Origin of the sequence: Kitasatospora sp. NPDC058184, from assembly GCF_042883725.1 — a bacterium.
Taxonomy (GTDB): Bacteria; Actinomycetota; Actinomycetes; order Streptomycetales; family Streptomycetaceae; genus Kitasatospora.
Window position 1 is genome coordinate 399,308 of record NZ_JBHVVE010000001.1, and the last position, 12,814, is coordinate 412,121.

General features: G+C 73.8%; 15 protein-coding genes. 4 read left to right on the plus strand and 11 right to left on the minus strand.

Annotated features, from left to right (window positions below):
- Window positions 1–196 precede the first annotated feature (196 nt).
- Window positions 197–976 carry a VOC family protein gene (locus ACFVXH_RS01815; protein ID WP_387819602.1) on the plus strand — a complete coding sequence of 260 codons (780 nt, stop codon included), beginning with the start codon at window positions 197–199 and terminating at the stop codon, window positions 974–976.
- Window positions 977–1,046: 70 nt separating this feature from the next.
- Here the strand turns inward: ACFVXH_RS01815 and hisF are convergent, their stop codons facing one another.
- The 8 genes from hisF to hisD are packed head-to-tail and all read right to left on the minus strand — an operon-like array spanning window position 1,047 to window position 6,940.
- A complete protein-coding gene (gene hisF, locus ACFVXH_RS01820; RefSeq protein WP_049650364.1) occupies window positions 1,047–1,817 on the minus strand; it encodes an imidazole glycerol phosphate synthase subunit HisF in 771 nt (256 codons plus the stop codon).
- Window positions 1,814–2,377, minus strand: a complete 564-nt coding sequence (locus tag ACFVXH_RS01825; protein WP_387819605.1) for a RidA family protein — start codon at window positions 2,375–2,377, stop codon at window positions 1,814–1,816. The genes hisF and ACFVXH_RS01825 overlap by 4 nt, the downstream gene beginning before the upstream one ends.
- The gene (priA, locus tag ACFVXH_RS01830; protein ID WP_107086387.1) at window positions 2,374–3,099 is read right to left on the minus strand and encodes a bifunctional 1-(5-phosphoribosyl)-5-((5-phosphoribosylamino)methylideneamino)imidazole-4-carboxamide isomerase/phosphoribosylanthranilate isomerase PriA; all 726 of its coding nucleotides are present in this window, start codon (window positions 3,097–3,099) and stop codon (window positions 2,374–2,376) included. The genes ACFVXH_RS01825 and priA overlap by 4 nt, the downstream gene beginning before the upstream one ends.
- Before the next feature lie 19 nt (window positions 3,100–3,118).
- Complete coding sequence (gene hisH / locus ACFVXH_RS01835) at window positions 3,119–3,754, minus strand: imidazole glycerol phosphate synthase subunit HisH (RefSeq protein ID WP_117487410.1); 636 nt, start codon at window positions 3,752–3,754, stop codon at window positions 3,119–3,121.
- A gap of 31 nt (window positions 3,755–3,785) precedes the next feature.
- A complete protein-coding gene (locus ACFVXH_RS01840; protein ID WP_049650367.1) occupies window positions 3,786–3,923 on the minus strand; it encodes a hypothetical protein in 138 nt (45 codons plus the stop codon).
- An 11-nt stretch (window positions 3,924–3,934) separates the two neighbouring features.
- Window positions 3,935–4,528 carry an imidazoleglycerol-phosphate dehydratase HisB gene (hisB, locus tag ACFVXH_RS01845; RefSeq protein ID WP_049650368.1) on the minus strand — a complete coding sequence of 198 codons (594 nt, stop codon included), beginning with the start codon at window positions 4,526–4,528 and terminating at the stop codon, window positions 3,935–3,937.
- 4 nt (window positions 4,529–4,532) lie between these two features.
- Window positions 4,533–5,636, minus strand: coding sequence for a histidinol-phosphate transaminase (locus ACFVXH_RS01850; RefSeq protein WP_387819607.1), 1,104 nt, complete (start codon window positions 5,634–5,636; stop codon window positions 4,533–4,535).
- The gene (hisD, locus tag ACFVXH_RS01855) at window positions 5,633–6,940 is read right to left on the minus strand and encodes a histidinol dehydrogenase (RefSeq protein ID WP_074000935.1); all 1,308 of its coding nucleotides are present in this window, start codon (window positions 6,938–6,940) and stop codon (window positions 5,633–5,635) included. The genes ACFVXH_RS01850 and hisD overlap by 4 nt, the downstream gene beginning before the upstream one ends.
- A 91-nt stretch (window positions 6,941–7,031) precedes the next feature.
- On the opposite strand from hisD, the gene ACFVXH_RS01860 reads away from it, so the two are divergent.
- From ACFVXH_RS01860 to ybaK, 3 genes are all read left to right on the plus strand, one after another.
- Window positions 7,032–8,612 (plus strand): oxidoreductase, encoded by a 1,581-nt coding sequence (locus ACFVXH_RS01860; protein ID WP_387819609.1) that lies wholly within the window; start codon window positions 7,032–7,034, stop codon window positions 8,610–8,612.
- A 75-nt stretch (window positions 8,613–8,687) separates the two neighbouring features.
- Complete coding sequence (locus ACFVXH_RS01865; protein WP_181970799.1) at window positions 8,688–9,425, plus strand: LON peptidase substrate-binding domain-containing protein; 738 nt, start codon at window positions 8,688–8,690, stop codon at window positions 9,423–9,425.
- 40 nt (window positions 9,426–9,465) lie between these two features.
- Window positions 9,466–9,960, plus strand: coding sequence for a Cys-tRNA(Pro) deacylase (gene ybaK, locus ACFVXH_RS01870; RefSeq protein WP_074000932.1), 495 nt, complete (start codon window positions 9,466–9,468; stop codon window positions 9,958–9,960).
- 75 nt (window positions 9,961–10,035) lie between these two features.
- Here ybaK and ACFVXH_RS01875 read toward each other — a convergent pair whose 3' ends face one another.
- From ACFVXH_RS01875 to ACFVXH_RS01885, 3 genes are all read right to left on the minus strand, one after another.
- Window positions 10,036–10,845, minus strand: coding sequence for a hypothetical protein (locus tag ACFVXH_RS01875; RefSeq protein WP_387819611.1), 810 nt, complete (start codon window positions 10,843–10,845; stop codon window positions 10,036–10,038).
- Window positions 10,846–10,947: 102 nt separating this feature from the next.
- Window positions 10,948–11,757 (minus strand): ABC transporter permease, encoded by an 810-nt coding sequence (locus ACFVXH_RS01880; protein ID WP_074000930.1) that lies wholly within the window; start codon window positions 11,755–11,757, stop codon window positions 10,948–10,950.
- On the minus strand, window positions 11,754–12,752 hold the full coding sequence (locus tag ACFVXH_RS01885; protein ID WP_380743866.1) for an ABC transporter ATP-binding protein: 999 nt from the start codon (window positions 12,750–12,752) through the stop codon (window positions 11,754–11,756). The genes ACFVXH_RS01880 and ACFVXH_RS01885 overlap by 4 nt, the downstream gene beginning before the upstream one ends.
- Between the last annotated feature and the right edge of the window lie 62 nt (window positions 12,753–12,814).

Consider the following 12,814-nt stretch of genomic DNA (forward strand, 5'->3'; position numbering starts at 1 on the left):
GCCGCCGTCTTTTCCACCCCCTTGACGGCGCCCGCCCGCCGGCTGCTGCACGGCGGGCGGGGAAGTGACGCGGCTCACAGCGGGCCCCGGCGGCCTCCCCCGGCTGCGGATGTCAGACCCCGGGTGCAGACTCGCAGGTGGCCGGGGTCCGACCCGGGCACGCCCGGCCGTCCCTCCGTCGAAGGGCACCCCGCACATGCTCACCACCGACTTCCCCATCGGCTCGCCCTGCTGGATCGACCTGGGCAGCCCGGACATCCCCGCCACCGCCGGGTTCTACAACCAGGTGTTCGGCTGGACGTTCCTGGAGATCCCCGGGACCGGCGGCTACGGGTTCGTCCAGCTGGACGGCAGGACCGTCGGCGCCATCGGCCACCTCGACCAGGGCGCGCGGTCCGCGTGGACGACGTACTTCCGCACCGCCGACGCGGACGCCACCGCCAAGGCGGCCGAGCAGGCCGGCGCCGGCGTCCGGGTGCCGCCGTCGGACGTCATGCAGGAGGGGCGGTTCGCCGCGCTCACCGACCCGCAGGGCGCCGATTTCGCCGTCTGGCAGGCGGGGAGCACCAAGGGGCTGGACGCGGTGTCCGAGGAGGGCGCCCTGGTCTGGGCCGAGCTGCACACCTCCGCCCCGGACGTCGCCTTCGCCTTCTACGAGAAGCTGTTCGGCTGGCGGGTGGAGAACTTCGAGCCGTCGCCGGGGATGAGCTACCGGGTGGTCTCCACCGCCGAGGGCGACCAGCAGGCGACCAGCTTCGGCGGCATCGCGCCGACCATAGCCCCGGCGCAGCCGTCCGCCTGGACGCCGTACTTCGCGACCGCGGACGTGGACGCGCGGGTGACCAAGGCGACGGCGGCCGGTGGCTCGGTGCTGATGGGGCCCGAGAATGTGAAGAACGTCGGCCGGATCGCGTGGGTCGCGGACCCGAACGGCGCCCCCTTCGCGCTGATCAAGGGCGACCCGAACCAGGCCTGAGCGAAGGAACAACGGACACGGTGCCTGTTCGCGTTCGCAAAACGCGCTCGCGAACAAGCACCGCGAAAAATCACCGCACCGGGTGCCCGGCCTCCCGCAGCGCGCCCTTGACCTCGCCGATCCGCAGGTCCCCGAAGTGGAACACGCTGGCGGCCAGCACCGCGTCCGCGCCCGCGTCGACGGCCGGCGCGAAGTCCGCGAGCTTGCCCGCGCCGCCGGAGGCGATCACCGGCACCGAGACGCTCTTGCGCACGGCCCGGATCAGCTCCAGGTCGTAGCCGTCCTTGGTGCCGTCCGCGTCCATCGAATTGAGCAGGATCTCGCCCGCGCCCAGCTCGGCGGCGCGGCCCGCCCAGGCGACGGCGTCGAGCCCGGTGCCCTGCCGCCCGCCGTGGGTGGTGACCTCGAAGCCGGACTCGGTCTCCGTCCCGGGCGGGCAGCGCCGGGCGTCCACCGAGAGCACCAGGACCTGCCGCCCGAACCGCTGGGCGATCTCGCGGACCAGCTCCGGCCGGGCGATGGCCGCGGTGTTGACGCCGACCTTGTCGGCGCCGGCCCGCAGCAGCTTGTCGACGTCCTCGACGGCACGGATGCCGCCGCCCACCGTGAGCGGGATGAAGACCTGTTCGGCGGTGCGGCGGACCACGTCGTAGGTGGTCTCCCGGTCGCCGGAGGAGGCGGTGATGTCGAGGAAGGTCAGCTCGTCGGCGCCTTCGGCGTCGTAGAGCTTGGCCATCTCGACCGGGTCGCCGGCGTCGCGCAGGTTCTGGAAGTTGACGCCCTTGACCACCCGCCCGGCGTCCACGTCCAGGCAGGGGATGACACGTACTGCGAGGGTCACGGCTGTTCGCCTTCCACAACTTCCAGGGCTTCCGAGGCTTCCGGGACGTCCGAAACTTCCGGGGCGTCCGGGATTTCCGGGGCTTCCAGGGTCTTTGCCAGTCCGGACCGGTACGCGTCGAGTTCGACCTCGACCAGCATCCGGGAGTCGATCAACCCGTCGACCACCACCATGGTGGCCACCGGGCGTGCGGTGTCGAAGAGTTCGCGGTGGGCGCGGCCCACCTCCTCGGCGTCGCGGACGTGGGTGATGTACATCCGGGTGCGGACCACGTCGTCGGTGGTCAGACCGTACGCGGCCAGGGCGGTGAGCCCGACGCCGAACGCGGCGAGGGTCTGCCGGTACGGGTCGCCCTCGTGCTCGATCCGGCCGTCCACCCAGGCGGTGGAGCCGGCCACGTGCACGTGGTCGCCCGCGGCGACGGCCCGGGAGTAGCCGAACTCGTCCTCCCAGGGGGAGAATCCGCCGACCCGACCGGCCACGACCCGACCGGCCACGACCTGCCCGGCGACGACCCGACCCGCTACGACCTGCCCGCGTACGATCCGACCGTCCGTCATCCTGAAACCGCCTCCAGGGCCTCTTCGAGGGTGAACTTCTGCTCGTAGAGTGCCTTGCCCACGATGGCGCCCTCGACACCCTCGCCCACGAGCGAGGCGATGGCGCGCAGGTCGTCGAGCGAGGAGACGCCGCCGGAGGCGACCACGGGCCGGTCGGTCGCGGCGCAGACGTCGCGCAGCAGCTGGAGGTTGGGGCCGGTCAGGGTGCCGTCCCGGTTGACGTCGGTGACGACGTAGCGGGCGCAGCCCTCCGCGTTCAGCCGGGCCAGCACGTCGAAGAGCTGGCCGCCGTCGCGGGTCCAGCCGCGGCCGCGCAGGGTGGTGCCGACCACGTCCAGGCCGACGGCGATCTTGTCGCCGTGCTCGGCGATGGCCTTGGCGACCCACTCCGGGGCCTCCAGGGCGGCGGTGCCGAGGTTGACCCGGGTGCAGCCGGTGGCGAGCGCGCGGGCGAGCGACTCGTCGTCGCGGATGCCGCCGGACAGCTCGACCTTGACGTCCAGCTGTCCGGTGACCTCGCGCAGCAGCTCGTAGTTGCTGCCGGTGCCGAAGGCGGCGTCGAGGTCGACCAGGTGCAGCCACTCGGCGCCGGCGTTCTGCCAGGCGAGGGCGGCGGCGAGCGGCTCGCCGAAGGAGGTCTCGGTGCCGGAGGCGCCCTTGACCAGGCGGACGGCCTGGCCGTCACGGACGTCGACGGCGGGCAGCAGTTCGAGGCTCATCAGAGATCCAACTCTCAGAAAGTCAGAGGGTGTTGACCCAGTTGGTCAGCAGGGCGGCGCCGGCGTCGCCGGACTTCTCGGGGTGGAACTGGGTGGCCCACAGCGGGCCGTTCTCGACGGCCGCGACGAACGGCTGCCCGTGGGTGGCCCAGGTGACCAGCGGCGGGTTGATCCGCGCGCTGTGGGTCTCCAGCTCCCAGTGCCGCACCCCGTAGGAGTGCACGAAGTAGAAGCGGGTCTCCGGGTCGAGGCCGGCGAACATCCGGCTGCCCTCGGGGACGTCCACGGTGTTCCAGCCCATGTGCGGGACGACGGGGGCCTCCAGCGGCTCGACGACGCCCGGCCACTCGTCGCAGCCGGCCGTCTCCACGCCGTGCTCGACCCCCTTCTCGAAGAGGATCTGCATGCCGACGCAGATGCCCATGACCGGTCGGCCTCCGGAGAGCCGGCGGCCGATGATCCAGTCCCCGCGGACGGACTTGAGCCCGCGCATGCAGGCCTCGTAGGCGCCCACGCCGGGGACGAGCAGGCCGTCCGCGGCCATCGCGGTGTCGTAGTCGGAGCTGACCGTGACGTCCGCCCCGGTCCGCTCCAGGGCGCGCTGCGCGGAGCGGAGGTTGCCGGAGCCGTAGTCGAGGACGACGACGTTCTTGCCCATGTTCAGGTGTCCAGTCTCTCTACGGCGGGTGTTACAGGCGCATGAGGCCGGAGGCCAGGCACATCACGGCGCCGAAGGCCAGCACCAGGATGACGCTCTTCGACTGCTTCTGCTTCCAGAAGGAGATGACTCCGCCGGCCAGGAAGAGGCCGACGAAGATGAGGATCATCGCAGTATTGCTCACAGCGCACCCTTGGTGGACGGGAGGATTCCGGCCGCGCGCGGGTCGCGCTCGGCGGCGTAGCGCAGCGCCCGGGCCAGCGCCTTGAACTGGCACTCCACGATGTGGTGCGCGTTGCGCCCGTACGGCACGTGGACGTGCAGCGCGATCTGCGCCTGGGCCACGAAGGACTCCAGGATGTGCCGGGTCATCGTGGTGTCGTACGAGCCGATCATCGGGGCGATGCCCTCGGGCTCGGTGTGCACCAGGTACGGCCGGCCGGAGAGGTCCACGGTGACCTGGGCGAGCGACTCGTCCAGCGGCACCGTGCAGTTGCCGAAGCGGTAGATGCCCACCTTGTCGCCGAGCGCCTGCTTGAAGGCGGCGCCGAGCGCGAGGGCGGTGTCCTCGATGGTGTGGTGGGTGTCGATGTGCAGGTCGCCGTCGGTCTTGACGGTGAGGTCGAACAGGCCGTGCCGGCCGAGCTGGTCGAGCATGTGGTCGTAGAAGCCGACGCCGGTGGAGATGTCGGTCCTCCCGGTGCCGTCGAGGTCTATCTCGACCAGGACCGAGGTCTCCTTGGTGGTGCGCTCGACGCGTCCGATGCGGGACATGGGGTTAGAGCTCCTTGATCACAGAACGGACGGCGTCCAGGAAGGCGTCGTTCTCGGCGGGCGTGCCGGCGGTGACGCGCAGCCACCCGGGGACGCCGTTGTCGCGGACCAGGACGCCCTGGTCGAGGATGGCCTGCCACACCGCGTGGGTGTCGGCGAAGCGGCCGAACTGGACGAAGTTGGCGTCCGAGTCGGTGACCTCCAGGCCCATCCCCCGCAGCGCGTCGACCAGCCGGTCGCGCTCCTGCTTGAGCCGCCCGACGTACCCGAGCAGGGTGTCGGTGTGCTCCAGGCAGGCCAGCGCGGTGGCCTGGGTGACGGCCGACAGGTGGTACGGCAGGCGCACCAGCTGGACGGCGTCCACCACGGCCGGGTCGGCGGCCAGGTAGCCCAGGCGCAGCCCGGCCGCGCCGAAGGCCTTGGACATGGTGCGGCTGACCACCAGGTTGGGGCGGCCCTCGATCAGCGGCAGCAGCGAGGCGCGGTGCGAGAACTCGACGTACGCCTCGTCCACCACCACCAGGCTGGGCCGGGCGGCCTGCGCGGCCTCGTAGAGCCGCAGCACGGTGTCGGCGTCCACGGCGGTGCCGGTCGGGTTGTTGGGCGAGCAGATGAACACCACGTTCGGCCGGTGCTCCGCGATGGCGGTGACGGCGGCGTCCACGTCGATGGTGAAGTCGTCGTTGCGCGGGCCGGAGATCCAGGCGGTGCCGGTGCCCCGGGAGATCAGCGCGTGCATCGAGTACGAGGGCTCGAAGCCGAGCGCGCTGCGGCCGGGGCCGCCGAAGGTCTGCAGCAGCTGCTGGAGCACCTCGTTGGAGCCGTTGGCGGCCCACACCTGCTCCCGGGCGACCGGGAAGCCGGTGGTCTTCCCGAGGTACGCGGCGAGGCCCTCGCGCAGCTCGACCGCGTCCCGGTCGGGGTAGCGGTTCAGCCCGCGGGCGGCCTCGGCGACGCGCTCGGCGATCCGGGCGACCAGCTCCTCGGGCAGCGGGTACGGGTTCTCGTTGGTGTTCAGCTGGACGGGCACGTCCAGCTGCGGCGCGCCGTACGGGGACTGGCCGCGCAGCTCGTCCCGGATCGGGAGGTCGTCGATACGAATGGTCACGATCCCGGAACCGTCCAATCGAAGCGAGCCTTGATGGCGTCCCCGTGCCCCGGCAGGTCCTCGGCGTTCGCCAGGTTGACCACGTGCGCGGCGACGTCCGCCAGCGCCTCCCGGTCGTACTCGACGACCTGGACGCCGCGCAGGAAGGTCTGCACCGACAGCCCGGAGGAGTGGCAGGCGCAGCCGCCGGTCGGCAGCACGTGGTTGGAGCCGGCCGCGTAGTCGCCCAGCGAGACCGGGGTCCAGCGGCCGATGAAGATCGCGCCGGCGTTGACCACCCGGGCGGCCACCGCGTGGGCGTCGCGGGTCTGGATCTCCAGGTGCTCGGCCGCGTACGCGTTGACCACGGCGAGGCCCTGCTCCAGGTCGTCGACCAGGATGATGCCGGACTGCCGGCCGCCGAGCGCCTCGGCCACCCGCTCGCCGTGCTTGGTCCGCGCGACCTGTACGGCCAGCTCGGCCTCGACCGCGTCGGCGAGCGCCGGGGAGTCGGTGACCAGCACCGAGCCGGAGGTCGGGCCGTGCTCGGCCTGGCTGATCAGGTCGGCGGCGACGTCGGACGGCAGCGCGCTGTCGTCGGCGAGGACGGCGATCTCGGTCGGGCCGGCCTCGGAGTCGATGCCGATCCGGCCGGCGAAGTAGCGCTTGGCGGCGGCCACGTAGATGTTGCCGGGGCCGGTGACCACGTTCACCGGCGCGCACTCCTCGGTGCCGAGGGCGAACATCGCGACCGCCTGGGCGCCGCCGACGGAGTAGACCTCGTCCACGCCGAGCAGCGCGCAGGCCGCCAGGATGGCCGGGTGGACGCTCCCCCCGAACTCCTTCTGCGGCGGCGAGGTGACGGCGATGCCCCGGACGCCCGCCTCCTGGGCCGGCACCACGTTCATCACCACGGAGGACGGGTAGACCGCCAGCCCGCCCGGCACGTACAGGCCGACCCGCTCGACCGGCACCCAGCGCTGGGTGACCGTGCCGCCCGGCACCACCTGGGTGGTGTGCCCGGTACGGCGCTGGTCGGCGTGCACGGCGCGGGCCCGGCGGATCGACTCCTCCAGGGCGGCCCGGACCTTCGGGTCCAGCGTCTCCAGGGCCTCGGTCAGCTGCTCGGCCGGGACCCGGGTCGACTCCAGCCGGACGCCGTCGAAGCGTTCGGTGATCTCGATCAGCGCCGCGACCCCGCGATGGCGTACGTCCTCGGCGATCGGCCGCACCTTCTCCAGGGCGGCGGCGACGTCGAACTCGGCACGGGGCAGCAGGTCACGCGGGTCGTCCAGCGAGCCGCGGAGGTCGATTCGAGAGATCACGCCACCCAGTGTAAGGAGTGGCCGGAACCGCTGGTCCCGCATTTCAGTCCGTGATACGAAAGGCGAGACGACCGGGGGGACGGGGAAAACCATGGCGGAGCGCGCTCCAGAGGGCTGGACGGACACGGAACGCGCGCTCTGGGAGGCCTACCGCCAGGGCGAGATCCTGGACCTCCGCAGTGGCGAAGCCAACACCGACGACCCCTTCGGCGACGCCCCCTGGGGCCCCGACCGCACCGTCCGCGCCGAGGTGCTCGCCCATCTGCTGCTGGTAGGACCGGAGCCCGCCCCCGGGCGGGTCGCCTCGCTGCGGTTCAGCGGCGTCCTGGTCACCGGCGCGCTCAACCTGGCCGGGGGCGCCATCGACGACTACGTCGAGCTGCACGACTGCCGCTTCGCGCACAAGATCCTCATCTCCGAGGCGGCGGCCTCCACGCTGCGCTTCGTGAACTGCCTGATCCCCCGGCTGGAGGCCTCCCGGCTCTCCACCACCGGCGACCTCCACCTCGCCCGCTGCCGCGTCCCCGACGGCATCCGGCTCACCGACGCCCGGATCGGCACCGACCTGCTGCTCAACCAGACCGTCGTCGGCGGCGACCGCCACGGCCGCGCCGTCTCCGCCGACGGGATCACCGTCAACCAGGACTTCGAGGCCGAACGTCTGGAGACCCGGGGCGAGCTGAGCGTGCGCACCGCCCGGATAGGCGGCCGGCTCTCGCTGCGCGGCGCCCAGCTGCGCGCCGACCGGCGGCACAACCCCACCTGCCTCAACGCCGTGCGGGTCACCGTCGGCCACACCCTCTACCTGACCGGCTCCGCCGACCTCGGCTGGGTCGGCTCCCGCGGCTACTACGGCTCCGGCTACGGCGAGAACCCGCCGCCCGACGGGCCCGTCACCCCGTTCCGCGCCTTCGGCCGGGTGCGGCTGTCCGACAGCCGCTTCGACGGCGCCTGCCTGGTCTCCGGCGAGTTCCACCTGGAGGGCGAGGACGAGCTCTCACTGCGCCGCATCCACACCCCGGAGCTGCGCTTCACCTGCAGGGTCCGCCCGACCGGCACCGTCTCGCTCTCCCGGGCCCGGGTCGGCAACCTGGTCGACACCCCGGAGGCCTGGCCGCTCGGCAAGCACCTGGGCCTCACCGGCTTCGTCTACGAGAACCTGCGCCCGGTCGGCGCCTTCCCCGTCCAGCAGCGGATCGCCTGGCTGGAGGGCTCCTCGGTGGACTTCCAGCCCGAGTCCTACGAGCAGCTCGCGGCCGCCCTGCGCCGCGACGGCGCCGACGACGACGCCCGCGAGGTGCTGTACGCCAAGCAGCGCCGGCGCCGCCGCACCCTGCCGCTGCCGGCCCGGGTCTGGGGCGCCGTCCAGGACGCGACCGTCGGCTACGGCTACCGCCCGGGCCGGGCGGGCCTGTGGCTGCTGCTCGCCTGGATCCTCGGCAGCCTCTGGTTCGCCACCCACCCGCTGGATCCGCTCAAGGCCGACGAGCGCCCGCACTGGAACCCGGTGCTGTACACCCTCAACCAGCTGCTGCCGATCGTGGACCTCAACCAGGGCGGCTGGAACCCCGGCGGCCTCACCCAGTGGATCTCCGCCGGTCTGGTCGTGGTCGGCTGGCTGCTCGCCTCCACGGTCGTGGCCGGCGCCACGCGGATGCTCCAGCGCGGTTGAGCCCTCCGGTGGACGGGCCCGGCGAGCGGCCGGGCCCGTCAACCGTGCGACAAGGCCCCCGTCCGGGGAACTACGCTGTCCGCCGTGACAGAACGGCTGCCGCTCTTCCCGCTGAACACCGTGCTCTACCCGGGCCTGGTGCTGCCCCTGAACGTCTTCGAGGAGCGCTACCGCCGTCTCGTCGCCGATCTGCTCGAACAGCCCGAGGACACCCCCCGGCGGTTCGGCGTGCTCGCGATCAGGGACGGCCGGGAGGTCGCCCGGGTCAGGCCCGAGGAGGGCCCGGCCGGTCCGCTGGACGGCCTCGGCACCGTCACCGGGGACCCGCTGGAGGCGGTCTTCCAGGTCGGCTGCGTCGCCGACATCGCCTCCGTCCAGCACCAGCCGGACGGCCGCTACGAGCTGCTGGTCACCGGCACCACCCGGTTCCGGCTGCGCTCGGTGGACGTCTCCGGCCCGTACCTGACCGGGGAGACGGAGCTGATCGAGGAGCGCCCGGGCGAGGGCTCCGGCGCGCTGGCCTCCGAGGTCGAGCGGGCGTTCCGGGTCTACCAGAAGCGCCTGGCCGGCGCCCGCGAGGCGAGCACCGTCGGCCACCAGGAGCTCCCGGACGACCCCCAGGTGCTCTCCTACCTGGTCGCCGCCGCCTCGGTGTTCGAGACCCCGGTCAAGCAGCAGCTGCTCGCCTGCCCGGACACCGCCCAACGGCTGCGCGCCGAGCTCGACCTGCTGCGCCGCGAGTCGGCCGTCCTCAGCTGGCTGCCGTCGCTGCCCGCCGTCGACCTCACCCGCCAGTCCTTCAGCCCGAACTGACCGAGGACCCCAAGGACCTCAAGGACCCCGAGGACCCCGCATGGCCAAGAAGACCAGGAAGGGCGGCCAGGGCACACCCGCCACCGTCGCCCTGGAAACCGCCGCCGTCCCGTTCACGGTGCACGCCTACGACCACGACCCGGCCGCCGCCTCGTACGGCGGCGAGGCCGCCGAGGTCCTCGGCATCGCCCCCGAGCGGGTCTTCAAGACCCTCGTCGCCGACGTGGACGGCACCCTCACCGTCGGCGTGGTCCCGGTCGCCGGCCAGCTCGACCTCAAGGCCCTGGCGGCGGCCGTCGGCGGCAAGCGCGCCGCCATGGCCGACCCGGCCGCCGCCGAGCGCAGCAGCGGCTACGTCCTCGGCGGCATCTCCCCGCTGGGGCAGCGCCGGCCGCTGCGCACCGTCGTCGACGTCAGCGCGCTCGGCCACCCCACCGTCTACGTCTCGGCGGGCCGCCGCGGCCTCGAAGTCGAACTGGCCCCCACCGACCTCGTCGCCCTCACGAGGGCCGACACCGCCCCCATCGCCCGCTGAGCCCCCTCCCCGGGGGAAAAGCGAGGGCGCGGGGCCGGCGCGGGACGACCCGCACCACCCCGCGCCCGACCACGCTCAGCGCTCCGTACCGCTCCCCGGACCGTTTCCGGCGCCGCTCCCCGCACCCGGCCCGGCCCACGGCCCGGTCGGTGCCTGCGCAGAAGGCCCCGCCGAGGGCCCCGCCGAGGGCCCCACCGGAGGCATCACCGGGGGCCCCGCCAGCGGAGCCTGCGCCACCGGCGCCCAGTACGGCGGCGGGTCCTCCTCCCGCTTCCCGAACGCGGCCGAGAGCAGGAGCAGCACCACCATCGCCGTCATCGGCCAGACCAGCAGCGCCCCCAGCGCCCCCAGGTCGATGCCCGCGTCGAAGTGCCCGCCGTTGCCGACCCGCCGGGCCTCGCCGATCAGGTCGCCGCTCGGCCCGAGCCACCGCCCGATCCGCCAGGCCCCGATCGATCCGAGCAGCCCGCCGACGGCCAGTCCCAGCGCGACCGCGATGCCGCCGCCGCGCCGCCGGGTCACCAGGAAGGCGCCGAGCGCGGTCAGGATCCCGGCCCCCAGGCCGATCAGCACGAACACCGCGTCGGCCCCGGCCCGCTGCTCGCCCTCGGGGTCGGCGTAGAGGATGCGGTCGCCGTCCACCAGCAGCGGCACCTTCGGCGCCAGCCAGGCCCACAGCCCGGCCATCACCAGACCGGCCACCAGGCAGGCGACCACGACACCCGCCCCGACCCGGACCTCCGGCAGCAGCCGCCGCCCCAGCGGAATCGTCCCGTGCCCGAGGGCGGTGGCCCCGTACGGCGGCGCGAACGGGTCGGGCGCTGCGTCCGGCACCGCCTGCACATCGGCGGGCGCGGGATCCGGAGGTGTGTTCGGTACGGTCACGCGCCCCATCGTTTCACGACGGCCACCCGAACGACCCACCCGTACCCGCCACCGCGCCCACCGGTCGCGGGCCCGCTACGCGACGCCCGGCCGCGGGACGCCCTACCGCGAGACCGCCCGCCGGTACGCCCAGGTGGCGACGGCCAGCGACACCACGCCCACCCCCGCGCAGACCGCCAGGTCCACGAGCACCAGCGCCCAGTCCGGGTCCGGCGCGAAGGTCCGCGCGAAGGCGTCCACCCCGTACGTGGACGGCAGCAGGTCCCGCAGCCACTGCACCGGCTGCGGCAGGTGGTCCACCGGCAGCACGCCCAGCAGCAGGGCGGCCGACATCCCGAGCTGCCCGAGCATCGTCGCGAGCTCCTGGCGCGGCGCCAGCAGCCCGCAGGCCGCCCCCAGCCCCGACAGCGCGGCCCCGGCCAGCGGCACGACCGCCAGCAGCACCCACAGCTGCCCGAGCGGCAGCCCGAACATCACCGCCCCGAACGCCGCCGTGGCGAGCGTCCCGGGCAGTGTGAAGGAGGCGTACGCGGCGGCCGTCCCCAGCACCACCGAGGCGGCCGGCACCGGCAGCGTCGCGTAGTGGTCGAGCCCGCCGGTGGCCCGCAGCTTCCCGAAGTACTGGGCGAGCAGGTTCAGCGCGACGAACGCCACCACCAGCACGCTGGACCCGGCGACCACCGACCGCGCCGCCGAGGACTGCCCGGCGTCCACCACGCCCCGCATCATCACCAGGATGCCGACGGACTGGAAGGTGGCCACGAACAGCAGCGGGATGCGCGCCACCCGTGCCCGGGCGAGCTGCGCCCGGTACACGGCCGCGAGCGCCGGCAGCAGCCTGGCCGCGGGGGCGAGCGGGGCGGGGGCGGCCGTGGACCGGTCGGTCCGCGGCGGCACCGAGAGCAGCGTCACTTGGCCAGTCCTCCGTGGCGGCCGCCCAGCTTGAGGTAGGCGTCCTCAAGGCTCGGGGTGGCGAGGGTGAAGTCGTCGAGCGCGGCGAAGGCCGGGCCGGTGGTGACGGCGGCGACCAGTTCGCGGGCCTGCTCGGGGGTGGTGCGGACGGTCCAGCGGCGCCCGGTGCACTCGGCCCGTTCGCGCAGCGCGGCGACGGCGGGCACGCCGAGCGGCGCCTCGTCCCGCCAGACCAGGTCGAGCCGGACGTCGCCGTCCACCAGCGCCTTGAGCCCGCCGGGCGTGTCGCAGGCGATCACCCGGCCGTCGTCGACCACGGCGACCCGGTCGAGCACCGTCTCGGCCTCGATCACGTTGTGGGTGACCAGCAGCACCGTCGTCCCGTGCTCGGCGCGCCGCCGGTCCACGGCGCTCCATACGGCCCGCCGGGCGACGGGGTCCATGCCGGTGGTGGGCTCGTCCAGGACGAGCAGCGGGCGCTCCCCCACCAGGGTGGCCGCGAAGCAGGCGAGCCGCCGCTGTCCGCCGGACAGCTTGGCGAGCGGCCGGGCGGCGAGCGGCTCCAGCCCGAGTTCGGTCAGCACGTCGGCGGCCGCGCCGCGGGCCTGCGCCCTGGTGAGTCCGCGCAGCCGTCCGGTGGTCTCGGCGGCGAGCGCGACCGTCAGCTCGTCCAGCGCGGTGGATTCCTGCCCGAGGTAGCCGAGCAGCCGGGCGGCCCGCTCGGGGTGCCGCACGATGTCGTGGCCGAGGAGTTCGACGGAGCCCGAGTCGGGGCGCAGCAGTCCGGTGAGCTGGCGCACCAGCGTCGACTTGCCGGCTCCGTTCGGCCCGAGCAGCCCGAAGACCTCGCCCTGGCGGACGGTGAGGCTGATCCCGTCGTTGGCCCGGATCTCGGTGGCGGCCGCGCCGCGTCCGCTGCGGTAGGTCCTGACCAGGTCGCGCACGGCCACGCACGGCAGGGGTTCCTCGGGTGCTCGCCCCGCCGTCTCGCTCACGACCGAAGACTCTACGCGCTCATACGGGCGAACCGGACAACGGGGCCCCGCCCGCGCCCGGG

Coding starts and splice junctions, on each gene's coding strand:
- ACFVXH_RS01840 (WP_049650367.1), bottom strand. CDS start 3,923: ATGATCCTCATCTTCGTCGGCCTCTTCCTGGCCGGCGGAGTCATCTCC.
- hisH (WP_117487410.1), bottom strand. CDS start 3,754: ATGGGCAAGAACGTCGTCGTCCTCGACTACGGCTCCGGCAACCTCCGC.
- hisB (WP_049650368.1), bottom strand. CDS start 4,528: ATGTCCCGCATCGGACGCGTCGAGCGCACCACCAAGGAGACCTCGGTC.
- ACFVXH_RS01815 (WP_387819602.1), top strand. CDS start 197: ATGCTCACCACCGACTTCCCCATCGGCTCGCCCTGCTGGATCGACCTG.
- ACFVXH_RS01825 (WP_387819605.1), bottom strand. CDS start 2,377: ATGACGGACGGTCGGATCGTACGCGGGCAGGTCGTAGCGGGTCGGGTC.
- ybaK (WP_074000932.1), top strand. CDS start 9,466: ATGGCCAAGAAGACCAGGAAGGGCGGCCAGGGCACACCCGCCACCGTC.
- ACFVXH_RS01860 (WP_387819609.1), top strand. CDS start 7,032: ATGGCGGAGCGCGCTCCAGAGGGCTGGACGGACACGGAACGCGCGCTC.